At 41.6% G+C, this 19952-nt stretch carries 12 protein-coding genes; 1 reads left to right on the top strand and 11 read right to left on the bottom strand.

Annotation, left to right across the window (positions count from 1 at the left end; all coding sequences use genetic code 11):
• Positions 1 to 18: 18 nt before the first annotated feature.
• On the top strand, positions 19 to 1173 hold the full coding sequence (locus MKX60_RS25965; RefSeq protein WP_052404187.1) for a response regulator: 1155 nt from the start codon (positions 19 to 21) through the stop codon (positions 1171 to 1173).
• A gap of 192 nt (positions 1174 to 1365) precedes the next feature.
• Here the strand turns inward: MKX60_RS25965 and MKX60_RS25960 are convergent, their stop codons facing one another.
• From MKX60_RS25960 to MKX60_RS25910, 11 genes are all read right to left on the bottom strand, one after another.
• Positions 1366 to 3114 carry a glycoside hydrolase family 35 protein gene (locus MKX60_RS25960; protein WP_341061391.1) on the bottom strand — a complete coding sequence of 583 codons (1749 nt, stop codon included), beginning with the start codon at positions 3112 to 3114 and terminating at the stop codon, positions 1366 to 1368.
• Positions 3115 to 3144: 30 nt separating this feature from the next.
• Complete coding sequence (locus MKX60_RS25955) at positions 3145 to 4806, bottom strand: DUF4091 domain-containing protein (RefSeq protein ID WP_445670778.1); 1662 nt, start codon at positions 4804 to 4806, stop codon at positions 3145 to 3147.
• A complete protein-coding gene (locus tag MKX60_RS25950; RefSeq protein WP_341061389.1) occupies positions 4806 to 6086 on the bottom strand; it encodes a Gfo/Idh/MocA family protein in 1281 nt (426 codons plus the stop codon). Before MKX60_RS25950 ends, MKX60_RS25955 begins: the two co-directional genes overlap by 1 nt.
• Before the next feature lie 52 nt (positions 6087 to 6138).
• Complete coding sequence (locus MKX60_RS25945) at positions 6139 to 7032, bottom strand: carbohydrate ABC transporter permease (RefSeq protein WP_042125110.1); 894 nt, start codon at positions 7030 to 7032, stop codon at positions 6139 to 6141.
• Positions 7033 to 7041: 9 nt separating this feature from the next.
• Positions 7042 to 7932, bottom strand: a complete 891-nt coding sequence (locus MKX60_RS25940) for an ABC transporter permease (RefSeq protein WP_341049665.1) — start codon at positions 7930 to 7932, stop codon at positions 7042 to 7044.
• Between the two features lie 90 nt (positions 7933 to 8022).
• On the bottom strand, positions 8023 to 9756 hold the full coding sequence (locus tag MKX60_RS25935; RefSeq protein WP_341061388.1) for an extracellular solute-binding protein: 1734 nt from the start codon (positions 9754 to 9756) through the stop codon (positions 8023 to 8025).
• A gap of 125 nt (positions 9757 to 9881) precedes the next feature.
• A complete protein-coding gene (locus tag MKX60_RS25930) occupies positions 9882 to 11222 on the bottom strand; it encodes a response regulator transcription factor (RefSeq protein ID WP_076286337.1) in 1341 nt (446 codons plus the stop codon).
• Positions 11223 to 11224: 2 nt separating this feature from the next.
• Positions 11225 to 12964 (bottom strand): sensor histidine kinase, encoded by a 1740-nt coding sequence (locus MKX60_RS25925; protein WP_076286338.1) that lies wholly within the window; start codon positions 12962 to 12964, stop codon positions 11225 to 11227.
• A gap of 129 nt (positions 12965 to 13093) precedes the next feature.
• On the bottom strand, positions 13094 to 13936 hold the full coding sequence (locus MKX60_RS25920; RefSeq protein WP_076286339.1) for an MBL fold metallo-hydrolase: 843 nt from the start codon (positions 13934 to 13936) through the stop codon (positions 13094 to 13096).
• Positions 13937 to 14224: 288 nt separating this feature from the next.
• Positions 14225 to 18154 (bottom strand): collagen binding domain-containing protein, encoded by a 3930-nt coding sequence (locus MKX60_RS25915; protein ID WP_341061386.1) that lies wholly within the window; start codon positions 18152 to 18154, stop codon positions 14225 to 14227.
• Positions 18155 to 18404: 250 nt separating this feature from the next.
• The gene (locus MKX60_RS25910) at positions 18405 to 19946 is read right to left on the bottom strand and encodes a 2-isopropylmalate synthase (protein WP_341061384.1); all 1542 of its coding nucleotides are present in this window, start codon (positions 19944 to 19946) and stop codon (positions 18405 to 18407) included.
• Positions 19947 to 19952: the final 6 nt, after the last annotated feature.

Below are 19952 nucleotides of genomic sequence, written 5' to 3'. Positions count from 1 at the left end.
TTGAGTGGTGAAATAACAATGATTCAAGCAGTATTAGTGGACGATGAACGCCTTGCTCTCGTAAAGTTAGAATTCATGTTAAAAGAAATGGAAGCTGTTCATATCATCGCGTCCTATACAGATCCTGTTCAAGCTATACAAGAAGCTCCAGCCTTGGAGCCTGACGTTATTTTTATTGATATTGAAATGCCTGAAGTGAGCGGACTTCAAGCTGCCGCAATTCTACAAGAGGTGTGTCCAAACGCTAATATCGTTTTCGTGACCGCGTATAACCAATATGCAGTGGAAGCCTTTGAGTTAAATGCGATTGATTATATTTTGAAGCCCGTGCGACATGACCGTTTATTCAAAACAGTACAACGCTTGGAGGACAGATTGAAGTTTGCACCAAAAAGCACAGAGGTAGCACATGAACTAACGATTCGTTGTTTTCAATCGCTGCGTTTTGAACGAGGAGGACAACCTTTAAACAATCTCCGTTGGAGAACTTCTAAGGCACAAGAATTATTTGCTTTCTTGCTTCATAATCGCAATCGATTCGTCAGTAAAGATACCCTGATTGACCTACTATGGCCAGATTTCAACCTTAAAAAGGCTTCTACCCATCTCTACACAACCATTTATCAAGTACGACAATGTTTAAAGCAGAGTGAGGTAGATCTGCATATCAGCAACGTCAGTGGCGGGGAAGGGTATACGCTTGAGACCGGGCCGCTTCTAATCGATGCAGCCCAGTGGGAGCACAACATTCTTGCACTCGAATCCATCGGAGAGGACAATTGTGCAGAACATCAAAGCTTATTTGAGCTTTATTCAGGGGATTATTTTGGAGATTACGATTATTTGTGGGCGGAGGGTGAACGACAACGTCTGCGCACCATTTGGCTACACCATGCTATGGGAATGGCCCAGTTCTATATCGACAACAACAGAGTTCCCGAAGCTGTCACCGTGTATCAAAAGGTAGTACAGCTTCAGCCCTATTTTGAACAAGGACATTTAGGATTAATGAAGGTCTACGACAGTATTGGGGAACGATCCGCAGTGGAAGAACAATATAAGAATCTGACGGAATTATTGAAAGGCGATCTAAGTATTGGTCTTCCTGCCGTTGTTCAAGATTGGTATGAAGAATGGGAACTACATAACCTTAGAATACGCAGCAAGAAATAGTTTCTATTTATCAAAGACACCCGGATCTATTCGGGTGTCTTTGTTGTTACGATATATTAATTGCTGCGTTTGAAACAGCTAGTTAAACGAAGCTAGCGAATTACGCAAGATTGAACAAACTTGTCCGAAGCAAATTCAAACATTGTTCAATAAGCCGCAATTCTAACATGTTGTTGGCAGAGCTATGCCCTATTATCCTAGTTCCGGTTGATCTACGAAGGTAACAGCGGTATCTGAAGTGCTGTGCAATTCAAAGATGACAATCTCATTGTCGCCTTGTTTCAATAGAGGACCTGGCACATACATTGTTTTCTGTGGTCCGATATTCCAATAGCGTCCAAGGTTGAACCCATTAATGAACACGACGCCTTTAGTCCATCCTTCCATGCTCAAGAACGTATCACAAGGTTCATCCACAACCAAGGTGCTGCGGAAGAAGCTAGGTTCCATTTGCCTGAATAAACCTTCAAACTGCAGACCAGATAAATCCGTTAATGGCAACGTATAAGTCGTCCATTCCGACAGAAACTGCCGTCCATAACGTACCCCTTCGGTAATCCCTTTACAATCTCTCATAAAAGGACCATAGTTGACACGTCCTAAATTCTCCACAAGTATACTAACATGCAGCCCTTCGGCCGGAACCTCGAACTCTAATTTCACCTCTGGCTCTACACGATCTAAGGTTGCAGTGAGCTCTCCATTCAGAAAGACTAATGCACGATCATGTAAATCCTGGATGAAGAACTCATCTTTGGGACGAGGTCCTGTAAGGAACGTACTATAATGAATAAAGCCATAATCCTGACCCAATTTCTCCATCGATTCAGGGTATGCAGAGTGAATAGGTGCAGAAATACGATTCAAGTTTGCGGTAAGTGAAGTCTGCTCCTTCATCTCTACTCTCCCATATGCTCTCTTAGCGACAGGAGCTGGCAACTCAATGGGTCCGAGATCTACATATTTGGAGATCACTTCACGAACTGCATAATATTTAGCTGTCGGCTCACCGGATTCACTCAGTAAGGAATCATAGTCATAACTAGTAATTGTTGGTTCATAGCTGTCAAACGTATGTCCATTCGCTCCGTTGTAGAACCCAAAGTTAGTTCCGCCATGGAACATATAGAAATTAACGGATGCGCCTAAACTAAGTATCTCATCCAATACCTTCGCTACATCCTCAGCCGGACGCGTATGATGCTCCTCACGCCAATGATCAAACCAACCGTTCCAGTATTCCATACACATGATTGGAGCCTCTGGTTGGTATTCACGGAGCTTGTTGAATGCTTCTACAGGACGTGATCCAAAGTTCACCGTCTCCAGCACACCTGGGACCATACCTCCCTGTAACATCGCGTCTTCTGGTCCATCGGAAGTGAATAGTAGTACATCTATCCCACGGGAAATCATGCTGTCTTTTAAATGAGCCAAATAGCGCTTGTCATTGCCGTAACTTCCGTACTCATTCTCAATCTGCATAGCAATGATCGGGCCACCATTTGTACATAACAGTGGTTGTAATTTGGGGAGCAATACATCATAATACGCATCTACATGATCTAGAAATGGCTTATGGTAGCATCGAAGACGCATATCCGAATCAGCTAGCAACCAAGATGGCAGTCCACCAAATTCCCATTCTGCACAAATATAAGGTGCGGGACGAACGATGACATGCAGACCCAAATCTCCTGCCAATTCAATAAACCGGACTACATCTGCCATACCTTCAAAATTATGTTGGCCTTTCTTCGGCTCGTGTAAATTCCATGCCACATAGGTTTCAACCGTATTGAAGCCGCAAGCTTTTAATTTGATAAGACGGTCTTCCCAATGTTCCGGCAGAGTCCGAAAATAATGGATGGCCCCTGAGATAAGCCGTATCGCCTGATCGTTATAATAAAAGGAAGATCCTGAATAATGAAAAGTTGCCATATTCTCAACACCTCGTAATGGTATGATCACTTAAGTAGAATATCTTGCTATCGCTTGATTGATCCGCTCTCTTGCCTCTAAGAGCCATGTTCCCTGATCCCTCGGGTATACAGAGAAGGTCAACGATGTACTCAGACCCTCTTCCATAATGGCTATCGTTGCTTTCTTGCCAATTTTCTGCTCAAGTAATTCTAGTGCGCGCAAATCCTGCAACCCTTCATATAGAACTTCCAGTCGAATGGATTCAATCGGGCCTTCTTCTCCCGGATAGACCAAGTAGGCATCTCCTGAGGGAAATGCATGCTCAGCGTCAGTCGTACGATAAGGGTCCAGCTGCTGATTCAATGAATATTGCGAGTACCAGAAGTTATAACCCCAATGCAAGAAGCCCTGTAATCCGAATTTATACAATTGAAACCCGATTATACGATTTCTAGCAGATGGCATGTTGAAAAACCGGTTGGATACTTGTTCACCTTGAGCGCAGCAATAGTACGTCCAAAGGTCTGGAACCTGATGTTCTAAGAACGGTTCAATATGCGTATTCGCAGGAATCGGCCTTTTCACCAGGCCCTGTTCATACAACTCCAATTCGGACAAAGCGTCCATGATCGGATAACTTGATAAATGTTTATAAATGATCTCACTTGCAGCTCGGTACGATTCCAAATGTTCCTCTCCTGGTTCATCTGAAATATGGAACCAGCTTTGCTGGTCTATTCCCTGCTCTTTCAAATATTGATCTAAGCAAGGTAAAAATTGATCCAAGAAACTACGGTATTCCGCCGAGGATGCGTCCGTATCCCAGCCGAATAGTTGCTGATCTTCACCTTGAATGGTTACCATTATTTTTGGTGCACATTTTGCACCCCATTGAGTAAATAAATGAGAGAACTCAAAGTATTTGAAGCCAAGTCGGCGGCACATCGATACCCAACGAGTAAGCAGATCAAATCCGAATTCATAACGATCTCCCGCTTTAGTCACGGAAATCAATTGAACGGTTGGACGTACTCCACCAATGGCTGTATCCAAAGGCGGTGTAAACAACGGAGTTAAGATCATGTTCATGCCATGCTTAACCATCGTATCTGCATAACGTTCTATAAGGGCCCAATGTGCTTCACTAAATACTTCGACACCATAATTTGTAGCAAGACAATCCACATGGAACCATTCCGTATGAATTAACTGTTGCGGCGGTAGTGTTGCAGGGATAACGGTTAACTCGAATACATCCGATTCACCTAACATCTGCCCTTCAGATGATTGGAAGAGGACCTGAATAGAGCGAAGCCCCGTACTCATTGTTTCATCCAAGGTTATCGTCACCCATAAAGATCGCCATTGTCCCGGGATCGATGAAATAGATTGTTGATCCAGCGTATACAATGGATCTGGATATAATCCCGGCGTAGTTCTTAGCACATCGTCATCATGATTTTTGAAACAAGGCATTTCTGAGGGAACAAGTCCAACGGATCTTATACATATTAGATCTGGAAGAGATGACTTTATCTCTACTTTAATATTCTTTAGAAGTGTATCTGAGGTATAAGCGACTTGGAACGAAAATGTTTCTCCGACAAGTGCGGTTGCACTGTGATAGGATTCATGATTCGGCACTTCATCAGCAAATACCTTAACCAACGAACTTAATAACATCGTCTGAAATGGCTGCGGGGCATTCATCATTGCTTCACCTCTTCATCATTACAGACACTTTGTGCAAATTCTTTCAGAACAATACTGTTACCCTCGATGCGAGATTGCTCTGCTGCAAAAGCCATAAGGTGACTTTGAACGGAATGATTTGCTGATGTAAGACCTTGAATCTTCCCTTCCGCTCGAACCAGCTTAACAAAATCTTTGATTAACCCCATATCGCCGCCGCCATGACCAACATGACCACCTGCATTCTCGAACGAGATTCTCTCTACCTTACCGCTGCCAAAATGGATCACTTCAATTTCATTCTTCTCCATCGCACCGCGAATTTCTCCCGTGGTACCCATCAGCTTGAGGGTACGACTTACATCTTTGGTAAACGCACTCATTGTAAAAGCTATAGTTACGGAATTAGCGAATTCTAGATTTACCACTTGATGGTCGACGACATCATTATCACAATGATAGACACATCGTCCATAAGGTCCTTCCTGAAGAGCATTCAGGCGGGCTTCATAGCTTGGATCATCGCTAATTGCCGATGTAGGCCAATCCGTATCCTCCGTCAAATATTGATTAGGAGCATAATAGAGACATTTATCTGCTGCTGGGCATCCATCTGTGCAACGTAGCGGGGCTCCTTCCGGTGCTTCACTAGATTTGAAATGGGACAGTGAGCCGAAGGAAGACACTCGAACACATTCTGAATCTGTCAACCAGGAAAGAATGTCCAGATCATGACAGGACTTAGCGAGAATCATCGGACTGGACTCATCCTTTTTGCGCCAATTCCCTCTTACGAAGCTATGAGCTTGATGCCAGTAACCCACGTTCTCATTATGTTGAATAGACATCAATTTTCCGATCGCACCACTTTCCAGTAGTTCCTTGATCGTAGAGAAGAAATTGGTATATCTCAATACATGGCATATCGAGAAGACACGATTCACTTTAGAGGCCATTTCCCCCATAAGTACACATTCCTTGGCATCAGGGGACATCGGTTTTTCTAATAGTACATGATACCCTGCCTCCAGTGCTTTCATTGTTGGCACATAATGCTGATTGTCTTGGGTACAGATAAATACCGCATCTGCTACTTTCGGGGAGGCAAAAAAATCATCCCAATGGGTAAAGCACATATCATCAGCCAGCTTATGTCTTGCCTTAAATTTATTTCTCCGCTTCGCATTCGGCTCTGCAACAGCTACAACTTGAAGCTCATTGGGGTGCTGAATCGCATATTCTGAATAATTAATTCCTCGCAGGCCCGCTCCAATTAAAGCAACAGTAACTTTCTTCATCGCAATCTGCTCCTTCATATGAGACTTTATGCTATGTCTTTACTCTATTTCTTTATTCTTTAACACTACCAACCGTCATTCCTTTTACGAAATACCTTTGTAAGAATGGATACACTACCATAATTGGCAATGCGCCCATGAATATTTGCGCTGTTCGGATCGTCTTCTCACTCAGGTTCTCCATCACCTTGAGCTGCTCAATGGACATCGATGACATCTGGGCATTGATAGACATAATCAAGGTAGAAAGATAGGTCTGTAGTGGATAGTGCTCAGGTGAATTCAGGTAAAGGATACCGTCAAACCAAGCGTTCCAATGCCCAACTATGGTGAATAACCCAATCGTTGCGATGGATGGAAGGGATATCGGTAAATAAATTTGCCAAAGTACTCTCCAATGTCCGGCACCATCAATCGTAGCCGCTTCATCCAATTCTCTTGGAATAGATCTGAAGAAGTTAAGCATCAGAACCATATTCCAAACATTCAATGCACCTGGTAAGATAAGTGCCCAAATGGAATCGATTAAGCCTGTATTCTTCACTACGATATACGTCGGAATTAAGCCGCCTCCAAAAAACATCGTAATCGCGAATATCCATACATATACGGTTCTAAATTTAAACTGATCATTCGATTTGGAAAGCGGAAAAGCAGTAATAAATACTAGGAACAAGTTAACTACTGAACCGAGCACTACTCGTTTTACGGAGACTCCCAAGGAACGAAAGAACTCTACCTTTTCTCCTAAATATACATAAGCATCCCAGGAAAAGCCGACGGGCCAAAGCTTCACTTCTCCAGCCATCGCAGCTGTATTCGAGCTAAGTGAGATGGAGAGTAAGTGTACAAATGGGATAATGCCGAGTATGGTAATGAAAGTTAACAACAGCGTATTGAACACGATAAATAACTTTCTGCTGAATGATTGTTTATGTAGCACCATCTCCACCTCCTAGAATATGCGGTAATTGTTAAATTTGTAAGCTGCATAGTAAGTTGTTGATACCATAAATAAAGATATTATCGATTTAAAGAGACCCACTGCTGCCGCAGGTCCAAATTGTTGGCTGAACATCCCCAATCGATAGACAAATGTATCTATTATATCTGCGCCTGCATATACAGTCGGGTTATACATAATCAATATCTGCTCAAAACCTGCGTTAAGAATACCACCGAGACCTAATACACTAAGTAAAATAATAATCGGTGCTATACCTGGAAGCGTAATGTTAAGCATTTGCTTCCATTTCCCTGCACCATCTACCTCTGCCGCTTCATACAGCGTCGCATTAATTCCTGTGATGGCAGCAAGCATGATGATCATATTGTAGCCCATGCCTTTCCAGACATCCGAGCCAATGATAATCCCCCTGAACCAACCATTATCAAGCATGAACATGATAGGTTCTAAGCCCATAGCGGAAATTAAGCCATTAATAGGCCCATTCAGAGAGAATAATTCAATAATGACACCCCCAAGGACAGTCCATGAAAGGAAGAACGGGAGGAAAATGGCGGATTGAATAAAACCTGCGAACCATTTCTTAGTAAGCTCATTTAATAATAAAGCTAGAATGAGCGGGACAAGCAGAGACAATACCATTTTGATGATAGCTATGACTAGCGTATTCCAAAGTACTTGCTTGAAATCCGGTAAATTAAATACATAACGGAAGTTATCTAATCCCACAAAATCGGATTTAAAGAAACCGGATAACGGCTCAAACTGCTGAAACGCCATAACCAGGCCGGCCATCGGTCCGTAGGCATAAATCAGTGTAACAATCACACCCGGTATTAACATGATATGAAGCGGAAATTCTTTCTTCAGTGATTTCATAGATGCCCTCCTCACCAACTTACTCATTTTAAAAACGGGAGGTGAGTCGTCTCACCCGACTCACCTCACCCGCTTTCTTGTCCCTATGATTTATTTCGTAGCTTCCGTGCTATACCATTCATTGACCTCATCGATAATTTCATTACCGCCAAGTGCCTTCCAGCTATCCACGAATTTATCGAAATCATCAAGAGAACCGCCCATGATAATCTTGGTAAAGGACTCTTGCATCAACTTATCCAGCTGACCGCCCTTTTCCACTACTGTTGGTGTAGGAAGACCGTAAAACTCGTTGTATACAAATTGTTGATTTTCTTTAATTTGTCGTGTTAAGCCCCAGCCACCGTCTTTTGCAGCCCGGCTATAATATTGACCCCAGTTTACACCTTTGGTAGCGTTAGATGTGTCGCCTGCCAGGAAGTCCTTAGTCGCTTTGAAAGTATCCGCAACGGTCTTATAATTTGCATCGTCTATTGTAATTTCAGTCTGATTAGCATCAAGCGCTTTGTTTACTTCCCTGTAAATCGTATCAATATCAACAGGGTTGGCAATCCGTGGGTTAAACCAGTTGTATACATAACCATCTGCCGCTTTGTTCTTATCCTTGTATTTTTTATTACCAACTTCGATGTAGAAATTGAGCATCTTAATCGCTGCTTCTGGGTTCTTCATCTTTTTGTTCACAACGAAAATTTTGTTGCTGCGGATTTTTGGAACGAGTGATTTAGCTGGACCATCAATCCCTGGAAGCTGAATTGCAATCCAATCCGCCTTTGGATCTTTGTCTATGCTGGAGTTAAGCGGCCAGTTCGGATACCACCACTCTCCGTAGGAAATACCCACTTTACCTGCAGTCAGATCTTCTACAGCCTTATTCTCATCCTTTAGTGCAAACTCTTTATCAATAATTCCATCTTTATACCATGCTTGTAGCTTACCAAGTGCAGTCTTCACTTCAGGCTGAATCAATCCCGGTAACAATTTGTCATCGCCGCCTTTAATCCAAGCCGATTGTTTATCACCAACGGAAGGATAAGCACCGAATCCATTAAAGAAACCTCTGACATCAAATCCCCAAAAGAAGAGATTCTTTTGCATGGCGATACCATAGGTGTCATTCTTACCATTCTGATCTGGATCATTATGTGTGAATGCTTGTGCAACTTTCTCAAGCTCATCGATCGTCTTCGGTGCCTGTAAACCTAGATTATTAAGCCAATCTTGACGAATCCATAGTAGCTGCGTGGATAAAAAGGGATCTTCAAATGCAGGAATACCTAATTGCTTACCATCCGCACTGAACGTTTTCATCGCGAATCCACCATCTGAGTCCATATAAGCCTTAAGAGCTGGTGACGCATATTGTGCATAGGCATCTGTCAGATCAGCAAGCATATCTTGCTTTTTAAGTTTCTCATAGTTCTTCTGATCAACTTCTATCACATCGGGTAGATCCCCCGATGCCATGGCAAGCGAGAACTTCTGCTCAAACTGGGCAGAGGGAACGGTCCATTTGTATTTCACTTCAATATTCATCATCTCTTTGAGATCTTTCAGGTAGGCATTTTGTTCCGGTGTTATTCCGCTTGGAGTTCTTGGATCTTCTGGTGGATTATATCCTAGTATTTCTGTAACAGTGACCGTTTCCGGGTATTTCCCTAGTGGATCAGGTGCTGTGGCGCTGTCTGTCGCACTATTCGTAGTCTCTTCCTTAGGCGTAGATGGTGCATTCGCATTTCCATTCCCTTGACTTCCACATGCTGACAATAATGAAAGAATCATCGTTACTGACAAAATCATTTTCCATGGTCTCATTTTTTTCATCTGAACGCTTCCCCCCTTTGTTTGCTGCAATTCTTGTTGTTAATCAGTGTTCCTAGTTATTATTTTAGTCACAGAGGAAACCGCTTTCAATTTCACTTTTTTTACATCACTTTCACTTTATTTACTTATTTTGAATTTCGATAATCCTGTGGAGATAAACCCATTTTGCGTTTGAAGAATGTTGTAAAGTAGGATGGTGATTCAAAACCGACCCGGATGGCGATTTCATTTAATTTCAGAGTTGTATTCTTCATCAGTTGCAGAGCAACATGCAGCTTCGTCGACTGGATATACTCTAATAAATTTTGACCTGTCGTCTGTTTATAATAACGAGATAAATAGGACGGATTAAGATGCACCTCTGCAGCAATTGAGGTAAGCGATAGATCTCCAGATAGGTTCTCCTGCACAAATTGGTGAATTTGTTCGATGATTAGCGTCTTGAAATCTTCCTGCTCGATTCCTCCAGCTTTGTGCATCGTATCCTCAAGTTGACTTAGTTTCTCAAGGTCTAAGATAAGCATGTGCTGACCTAATAAAGCTCTCTTAAGAATCATAGAGCGCACTGCTTCAACTTGAAGATGGATTGATTCCCAATGGTTAAGTAAATCCCCCGATATTCCGAATGAAACGCAGACACTTAGCAGCTCATCACACTCATTCTGTACAGGCTCTAATATCCCTCTCATATAAGCAACGATTCCAGGCCAATTCACCCCTTGATCTGGATAGCCACTACGAAAGCGATTCAGCAATCCTTCATCTGGTTGAAGCAGCCATATGAATACACGATCATCATAAATCACTTCTTCACATGCAATAGATGCAGGCAGGTGATCATGGAAAATACGCTGAACAGACGGAGGCATTTTAAATTTAGGATCATCTAGTCGATCCAAGATACCAACAAGAAAGAATGAAGGACGATCTAATGCAATGCCGAACTCTACATCTTTGTAACGTACATTATTGAGTATAGAAGTAATAGACTCCCCGCTCAGCACCCGCTCCATCAGCTCTTTCTTTAGGAAGGAACTAGCGATTTGATAGTGCATTTGTGCCTTCTCCAATTGAAGTCTACGACGGTTCTCCTCGTCTAGCTTGTCGATTGCTGCCTTCACAGCTTGGAAAATAGGTTCAATTCCTTCCGTTTTCAGAATGTAATTGTCCACATTCTTACGAATCGCTTCGTATACATAATCAAATTCACTGTATCCGGTAAGGAAAATCACTCGGCATAATGGCCAATAATAGACGATTTCGTCCACGAGCTGGAGACCATTCTTCTGAGGCATACGAATATCGCTAACCAAAATATCCAATTTCGTTTTCTTAGCAATTTCAAGAGCTTCGCTTGAGGAGTAAGCTTTTCGTATATCCAGTTCAAATTCTGAGTTATCCTGAAACAGTTGGACTAATCCATTCACAATCACAGGCTCGTCATCTACGATTAGTAATCTATACATAATCACACTTCCTTACTCTCATATTTAACTATCAGTTCTACCCTCAATCCTCCATATTTGCTGCGTGAGACAAACAAGCCACTATCTGATCCGTACTTCAATTGGAGTCTATTATTAACGTTGATTAATCCCGTCTTCTCAACTTGTTTCAGACCCATCGCAAGTTTCTTCTGCAAGTACTCTATTTCCTCATCTTTTAAAAGATTGCCGTTATCTTCAATTGTGATAATTACTATTCCCTCTTCGCATTCGGCACCAATATAGACAACCCCGTGTCGGGAGTCGTCTTCGAAAGCATGCTCGAACACATTCTCAACAATCGGCTGAATAATCAGCCTCGGTACTAAAATCGCATTCGCCAAAACGGGTATTTCTTCATATTCGAAAGAAATACGATTCGAGAAGCGAATACACTGAATTTCACAATAATCAAGCGCATGCTGATACTCCTTAAAGAAAGCCACCTCGTCCGATCCACTTCTTGTGATGTATTGGTAGTAGCTCCCTAGCTTTTGTGAGAGCTCAGCCGCACTATCGGAATCTCCTACTTTACACATCATGTAAATATTAAAGAAGCTGTTATAGAGAAAATGCGGGTTAATCTGTGACTGCAATTGCTTCAACTGCGAATGCTGCAGGGCAATCTTCTGTTCATAATTCTCCTCAATAGAACGCTTAAGTCTAGAAGCCATACGATTAAAACTATTAAATATATAGTAAAACTCATCTTTGGTCTTTGACTCGATGACTAAATCAAGATTATCCGTTTCTACCATACGGAATGTCTTAACCAATTTGGATAAGGGCCTATGAATCATTAGATTTACCGAATAAGAATAAAGTATCATTACCACAATAGCGATGACGAAAGAGGCATATAGTAGTGTATTAAATTGGCTTAAGGGTCTTGTGATTTCATTCTGATTCACGTACATAATCAAGGATAGATTCAAAGAACTGATAAAGTTATGGGCAATAAAGTAACTTTTACCGTTCACCTTGTTTATTTCTGGGATATCGGAATTAAACTGATCCTGTTTGGTGATGAGCCTAAGGACCTCAGTAGATACTAACTGATCGTCTGTAGTAGATAGAATATTTCCCAGCTCATTACTTCCCAGAAATACCTCCGATTCTTGATATAAGGTTGCGATTTGATTTAGTGCCTCCAGTAGCTTACCTTTTGAGATTTCAATATACGACCAAAGCTCCGCATTACCTCCTGTTTCTATAAGGAAAATCGCATCACCGCTCCGATAGAATGAAGGCTTCTGCTTAACGTTAAGTAACGAGGAAATCTTTTCGTACTCCATATTAGGAATAGACGTGATCCCCGTCTTACCAGAGATCGTTTTGCCCAGAGACTTAATATATATCCCGGCGTTAACCACATATTCGCTTGAGGCAATGATCCGATTCAATAGATCTTCAGCATTACCGATTAATTCTACCTCTTCATACTTTTCTAAACTTTCGCCTCGGAAACTAAGCTTCTGTATGTTTTTATCTTCTTGAAATTGTAATTGTTGATTGCGGATGAAATATATCTCTTTATCCAGTTGCTTGGAATAGAATGACGCCCCAGCCAGGGATGAGTCCAAAATCGTATTTTTGGTGAATGACATCCCTTTATAATTCACCCAAATATTCATCGATATGAGCGGAATCAAAAAGACGATAAATACGATGACAACTTTCTGATAGACGAACCATTTTACTTTTCCCGTAGCCAGCAGCTTCATTCTCTACCTCCGTATCTACTCATTTTGAGCCCTTAAAGCTATAAAAAAGACCCGTAAAGTAGTCCTTTCCTCAAGGGAGGATTTTACGGGTAATGACTATTCTTTTAATTATAGATAAACATCATCATGTCATGCTAAGAAGACTTTCATCCCATCATAGGAAATGATGAAATTCTCCTCTGCTGTATTCTTAACTAAAGTATCATGCAACTCTGCGCTGTAGTGAGAGAAATGAGTCAGAATAAATGATGTACTAGTATCACAACTATTTTGGTCAAGCAAACGTTCTCTTACAATCCGACAACCGGAGATCCCCATATGATAATCATATCTATCCTCTAGCCCATAATTACAATCCAGACTAACAACGTCCAGATGCTTATCACGTAGATAATTGAAGGTTTCATCACTGAATATACCACTATCATTGCCGTATAAGAATCTTGTGTTATTCTGCTCAAGTAGATAGATAAAGCTATGTTCATCCGGCTTGTGATGGGCTGGCAATGCGGTTACTGTCACTTCTCCTAGAGTGAAGGGCATGAAAGACTGTATGATATGAAACTCGTAAAAAGGATCTTCAATCGTATCGGTTCCATAATCATAGCGAAGAGCTGACTTCATCGTTTCTTCTACCGTTTCATTTCCGTAAATATGCAGTTTTTTTCCACTCTCCTGCAGCTGACAATACCAATGTTCATGCCTCATCATGAGCTCTGCTGCTGCAAAATGATCAGTATGCGAATGCGTAACAATCAAATGATTAACTTTCCCCAAATCCAATTTGTAACGAAGCTTATTCATATACATGTCAGGTGAGAAATCCAGCAGCAAATCAGAGTTAATAAGCGCTCCTGTACGAGCGCGAATATTCTTGCCACCAAGCTCCATCGCCATAGAGCAACGTTCACATTGACAAAATAAAGCTGGATAACCCTCGCTTGCTCCAGTTCCTAAATACATAAATTCCATGGTATCATCTCCCAGCGCATTTTATGATAGCGCTTACTAGTTAGTAAAAAAAAAGATATATGCTAAATAGTGTCGCTGGCGCTACATTACGAATAATGAGTGAAAATCCCATTTTCGTCAAGGTTCACTTCGTTGGGAGTTGGGTAGTAAGTGAAGAAGGTTATGAAACGAGTAGCCATAGACCAAAAAAAAAGCAAGGCTCCTCCAATAACAGGAGGAGCCTTGCTCCGTTGACTTTTATCCTATGGGTGTTGAGTGCCGGGACAGCACCCTTATCATTACGATATATTAATTACTTCGTTTAAATCTTCGAGCTAACACAAATCCCACAAGAACTAGACCTCCACCTACTAAGTAAATAGGAAGTGCACTGTCTTCTCCCGTTTTCGGAAGCTCTGTTGGTTTATTGCTGTTATCCCCTGGTTCTTTCACAGTACCTGTCGGTACTTCCTCGACATCAATCTCGATCTCAATCTCTTCTTCATTTCCATTCTCATCTGTCACAATGATCGTGAACTTGTCTTTGCCAATGAAGCCTGGATCTGGTGTATAAATCCACTTGCCATCTTTAGTAATTGTCACCTTACCATGATCTGGCTTTTCACCGACACTCGGCACGCCCCCAAGTGGGATTTCACCTTCAAGAGGAACTTCCTCATCTGTAGTCAGTTTCTCTACAGGTGGCGTCACCTTCGGAACAATAGGCGTACTAGTTGGCACCGCCGTGATAGTTGGTGTTACTGTTGGTGCTACTGTTGGTGTCGCCACCACAGGTGTTGCGGATGGAGTAGCCGTAACGATTACTCCCGGTATTGACGTCGGGGTCGACACAGGGAAAATTGGATTGTCTGGCGTCGACGTAGGTGTTACTGTCGACACAGGTGTTTCCGTCGGCGTTGTTGTCGGTGTTGGTGTTGCTGTCGGCGTCGGTGTTGGTGTCGGCGTCGGCGTTGCTGTCGGCGTCGGCGTTGCTGTCGACGTCGGTGTTGCTGTCGGCGTCGGCGTTGCTGTCGGCGTCGGCGTTGCTGTCGGCGTCGGCGTTGCTGTCGGCGTCGGCGTCGGCGTTGCTGTCGACGTCGGTGTTGCTGTCGGCGTCGGTGTCGGCGCTGTTGTTGGTGAAGTTGTTGGCGTCACTATCTTTTGATTCGTTACAGTCATATCTGTAACTGTTGTTGAACTAAATTTCACCTCATATTTATTTGCATCCTTGATATATCCAATAGGTGCCGTTTTTTCTTGCAAGAAGTATTTACCAGGCCGGAGATCTTTAAATACTGTTTTACCGTCTTTATCTGTCGGAATAGATGTGCTAAATAAAACCTCTTCCGATCCAGACACGCGATATAAATTGAAGATAGCTCCTTCAAGAACTTTACTATTATCTGCTGCATCTACTTTCTTGACAGCTAATTCTTTTCTAGTCCCTTGTCCAATTCCACTGGAATCCGAAAATACTACAGTTACACTTGATTCTTTGGATTGGGTTTCCGTTTGGGATCCATTACCACTAAATTTAACAGAGTTACTAATTTTTCCACCATTTTTCGCCTCTAAAATTATAGAGTCATACTTCAAAATAAAAGGTTTCTCAATCGTTTTATTGAACTTCAATTTAAATTGCTCTGCACCTGTCTTGTCATCCTTTGTAAATTCAAGCGTATAATCCTTGTCCGCTCCTTGAATGAGTGCTGGACCAGATTCATTGACTGTGCCATCCTTTAAAATTGTTGTCGGCAGCAACCGGAATGACTCCGGCAAGAACATTTGATTAGCGTCCGGATTATCAATGATTTGTGCATCTTCTACAAGAGATTGGTTATAGTTGATCTTTAAAGTCCAATTTAGTTTTGTCTCATTTTTAGGGTCCTGTACTCCTGACTTGGTGACATATTGATCATTTTTACCACCGTTTGGAATGCTAACTTCACTTTTCAAATCTTTTGATACAGGCACACCATTGTCAGACAGCTTAGCTGTATTGTAAATCGTTCCATTCTCGACCACTTGATCCTTTAAGCTGGTGCTGAATTTAATCAAATAAGGCTTAGCAATTTTTTCATTAAAGCTTATTTTCAACAATTTAGTCGTTTTATTGTAATTTACAGAATATAGTTTGGGATTAGAGCTGGCAGTAACAGTGACTTCTTTTCCAACTTTAGGGTTACCACTGCTTTCTATCGAAAGTTCATAAACCTTTATAGATCCCTCTATCAACTGCTGTTTATCTTCTAAGGTATCAACAAGCACAGCTTTATCAAGCTCTTTGCTATTGTAGTTAATCCCTATTTCCCAAGAAATCTCTTTGGTTTGAGCGTCATAGGAACCGTTTTTGTAGCCATTATTCTTTGCTTTTGAATCAGGATAGAATGTATCCTCAACCGTGATGGTTTTCGTTTCTGTAGGTTTGGACGGGTCATTCCATACAACAGAAGCTCTATTCAAAAATTTCACTTCGTTCTTAACCCAATCATATACAGTCCCGTTACTATTCTTCAACCAATCATTATTGAAATACGTTTTGTAAGTAATTGTATAAGTCTTATCTATTGATGAGTTGAATTTCACGGTAAAACCTTCTGTAGGTTTTGAATCATCAAGAGTATACATAGAAGAGTCCACTAGTTTACCGCTATCATCTTTGATAACAAACCCAACATCAGTAAATTTCAAACCTCTGTTAGGGAAGGTATCCGTAATCACTACATTATTCATTACTTTTTTATCACTATTAATTTTTATTGTCCAGCTTATAGTTTTATCAGCGTAATTAGCCTGTCCTACCTTCTTGGAGATAATATCTTGATTAAGTGTCCCGCTCGCAGGCTTGTCATTAGTAACACCATTAACTATAGTAGTAACAGTATTTGAAACCTTTGTTGCTTCTTCGATGCGATCTTTCGCCCGGGTCTGATACTCGATCTTGTAAGCATTCGAAATATTATTATTAAATGATAATTCGAAATTTTTCAGCCCTGCTTTCGGAGTTAAAGTATTCTCAGATACTGTGTAGTCAGTTACTAAAACTTTATCAGGATTATCTTTAGACTTAGTGAAATCTAATTTATATACCTTCAGAGAGCCAGGTACAAACTGTTGAGAGTCCGTATAATAATCGAACAATTTGGCCTCTGCTTTAGAGATCGATTTTTCACCATAATTGTACTCAATCGCCCAATAAGTGTCCTGTGTCACGGAATTATAACTGAGAAAAGATTTCTTCAATAATGCTCCATGATTAAGAGATACACTTGCATTATCTGAAAAAGGTCCTGTATTATTCCCCTTGAAAGTTGCCGTGTTTACAAAAGTGGTTTTAGTATCATCAATAACATCCGTAACGTATTCAATACGGTATGCTTCCGTAATAGGTGTATTAATATCTGGAGTAATAAACTTTACCTCTAGGGTGTTCCCCACTAGAGTTGCAGAATATTGACTATTGTTTAAAGGAGCACCCGGAGATACAGTACCGTTTAACGCTACACTAAGCTTACTGACCTTGATATCACTTATATCAGTTAAAGCTAAACCCGTAGGGATTACATCAGTTACAGCAGCTCCATATACACTATCCATAACTTTGTTCACATCAACAGTCCATTTAATCTGTTTGGCATTATAATTTCCTTGATTAGTGCCTACCGCAACTCCATCTTTGTCAATAGTAGAACTAACCTCAGGTTTAAATTGGACTGTAAACTCCTGCTCTGCACCACCATTTATCGGAAACTTAATCGTATAGGGTATAGTATCCGTAAACTTTGTTGTGTCAAAACGAGTCTCCACTTCAATTGCACCTTTGACATCGAAATATTCTCCGACTTCACCGGTGAATGTTAAGGTAACTTTGTTAGGACTCCCTTTTATAATGTCGTAATGCCCCAGTTCTTGCCCTTCAATCATAATCTTTTTATTCAAAAAGTCTTTCTCGAGCACAAACCCTTCTGGTAGTTCAAATGTAAAAGTATCACCTGCAACGTAATCACTTCCATCTGGAACCGCCCAGTTATAGTTCAACTTCACGGTGGAGCTCAGCTTGTAAACAGAATCTGTGACCTGTACCCCATTCTCATATACAGACATCGTCACACTTGTAATGATATTAGCACTGTTCTCAATCGCCTTTGCTTTGACCTGAGAATCGAAGCCAAAAGCATTGAAAAACTGCGTACTAAGAAGTATTACTACCATCCATAAACCAATTTTCTTTTTCCACATAAAACGAAAGTCCTCCTTCTTCCTATAAAAGTACTTACTCGACTATTTCTAAGTTGTTTGTTCTCCAAATACTTCAATAATCTCCCTTCGATTGTAATTTGCCGACATGAACAATTTCTGAACAGATCTGAAATTTCGCCAGAATTGGCTCAATTAGCAAATTTTTTGAATAACAAAAAAGCCCTGACAGTGAGTTCACTGTCAGGGCTTCCTCTAAGTATTAGTAAATTTCTGCACAATATAATTTCACTTATATACTTGCGTGGTCACGTTTGGTGTAAGTTTTACGCTTCTCTAGAAGCTTGTTAAGCGCATCAATATAAGCACGGGCACTCGCTTCCAGAATATCGGTACTAAGTCCACGTCCCTGTGCAGCAACTTCACCCTGCGACAGTACTACATGAACCTCGCCCTGTGCATCTTTACCACGGGAGACGGATTTAATGGAATAGTCCCCAAGGGTAACTTCCTCACCCGTAGCTTTATCAATTGCATTGTAGATGGCATCTACAGAACCATTGCCTTCTGCCTCTGCTACAATAGGCTCCGCTTCCGGACCATCGATAATCACCTTAGCAGTTGGAACAGCTTTATTACCGTAAGTAACGTAAATCGTCTGAAGTCTGAATACTTCTGGCGTATCAATTAGTTTCTCTTCAATTAATGCCAAAATATCTTCATCCGACACTTCTTTTTTCTTATCCGCCAAGTCCTTAAACCTTGAAAAAGCTGTATTAAGCTCTTCTTCAGATAAATCATACCCTAGATCACTTAACTTATCGCGGAAAGCATGGCGTCCAGAGTGCTTACCAAGTACCAGTTTGCTCTCTTTAAGTCCAATGGTCTCCGGTGTCATGATCTCATAAGTGGTTTTCTCTTTCAGCATTCCGTCCTGGTGAATACCCGATTCATGAGCAAATGCATTAGCTCCTACAATCGCCTTATTCCCTGGGACTACCATACCTGTCAACTTGCTGACCAAGCGACTTGTGCGAGAAATCTCAGACAAAGTTAAGGAAGTTTTTGCGCCAAAGAATTCAGCACGTGTCTCCAGCGCCAATGCCACTTCTTCAATCGCTGTGTTCCCGGCACGTTCACCAATACCGTTGATCGTTCCTTCGATCTGATCTGCACCATTCTGAATCGCAGCCAGCGTATTTGCTGTAGCCATGCCAAGATCGTTATGACAATGAGCACTAAGCTGTACGCGTTCAATATCAGGCACATTCTCTTTTAGATATTTAAAGATAGTTCCGTACTCAGAAGGATTCAAATAACCTACAGTATCCGGGATATTAACAACATTAGCCCCTTCCCGGATAGCCATGCCGACCATTTCAGCCATGAAATCATACTCCGTACGGCCCGCGTCTTCTAATGAAAACTCGAGCTTAGGGAAATATTTCTTAGCGTATCGGATAGCAGACTGTGCAGTTTCCAACACCTGAGCCTTATCCATCCGCAGCTTATGCTGCCGGTGAATAGGAGATGTAGCTAGAAAAATATGAATACAAGGGTCCTGCGCTCCCTGTAGTGCTTCTTTTACAGCATCAATATCTGTCTCTCTAGAACGAGAAAGGCCGATTACCGTGACGTTCTTCACAGCTCTTGCCACCGCATTAACAGAAGCTAGATCACCTGGAGAAGCTGCAGGAAAACCCGCTTCCATGCGATCAATTCCCAGCTTCTCTAACTGGTAAGCGATCTCCACTTTCTCACGCGTGTTGAGGTTCACACCTGGTGACTGCTCTCCATCTCGCAGTGTCGTATCGAACACATAAATTTTCCGCATGCTAAG

Origin of the sequence: Paenibacillus sp. FSL R5-0914 (assembly GCF_038004525.1) — a bacterium.
Classification (GTDB): domain Bacteria; phylum Bacillota; class Bacilli; order Paenibacillales; family Paenibacillaceae; genus Paenibacillus_AQ.
Note: the sequence above shows the minus strand (reverse complement) of the source record. Positions and strands in the feature narration are given on the sequence as shown.

Excerpts from the sequence above, each read along its gene's own strand:
- MKX60_RS25940 (WP_341049665.1), bottom strand. The coding sequence starts at position 7,932 with ATGAAATCACTGAAGAAAGAATTTCCGCTTCATATCATGTTAATACCG.
- MKX60_RS25930 (WP_076286337.1), bottom strand. The coding sequence starts at position 11,222 with ATGTATAGATTACTAATCGTAGATGACGAGCCTGTGATTGTGAATGGA.
- MKX60_RS25955 (WP_445670778.1), bottom strand. The coding sequence starts at position 4,806 with ATGAATGCCCCGCAGCCATTTCAGACGATGTTATTAAGTTCGTTGGTT.
- MKX60_RS25910 (WP_341061384.1), bottom strand. The coding sequence starts at position 19,946 with ATGCGGAAAATTTATGTGTTCGATACGACACTGCGAGATGGAGAGCAG.
- MKX60_RS25915 (WP_341061386.1), bottom strand. The coding sequence starts at position 18,154 with ATGTGGAAAAAGAAAATTGGTTTATGGATGGTAGTAATACTTCTTAGT.
- MKX60_RS25935 (WP_341061388.1), bottom strand. The coding sequence starts at position 9,756 with ATGAAAAAAATGAGACCATGGAAAATGATTTTGTCAGTAACGATGATT.
- MKX60_RS25950 (WP_341061389.1), bottom strand. The coding sequence starts at position 6,086 with ATGAAGAAAGTTACTGTTGCTTTAATTGGAGCGGGCCTGCGAGGAATT.
- MKX60_RS25920 (WP_076286339.1), bottom strand. The coding sequence starts at position 13,936 with ATGGAATTTATGTATTTAGGAACTGGAGCAAGCGAGGGTTATCCAGCT.
- MKX60_RS25945 (WP_042125110.1), bottom strand. The coding sequence starts at position 7,032 with ATGGTGCTACATAAACAATCATTCAGCAGAAAGTTATTTATCGTGTTC.
- MKX60_RS25960 (WP_341061391.1), bottom strand. The coding sequence starts at position 3,114 with ATGGCAACTTTTCATTATTCAGGATCTTCCTTTTATTATAACGATCAG.
- MKX60_RS25965 (WP_052404187.1), top strand. The coding sequence starts at position 19 with ATGATTCAAGCAGTATTAGTGGACGATGAACGCCTTGCTCTCGTAAAG.
- MKX60_RS25925 (WP_076286338.1), bottom strand. The coding sequence starts at position 12,964 with ATGAAGCTGCTGGCTACGGGAAAAGTAAAATGGTTCGTCTATCAGAAA.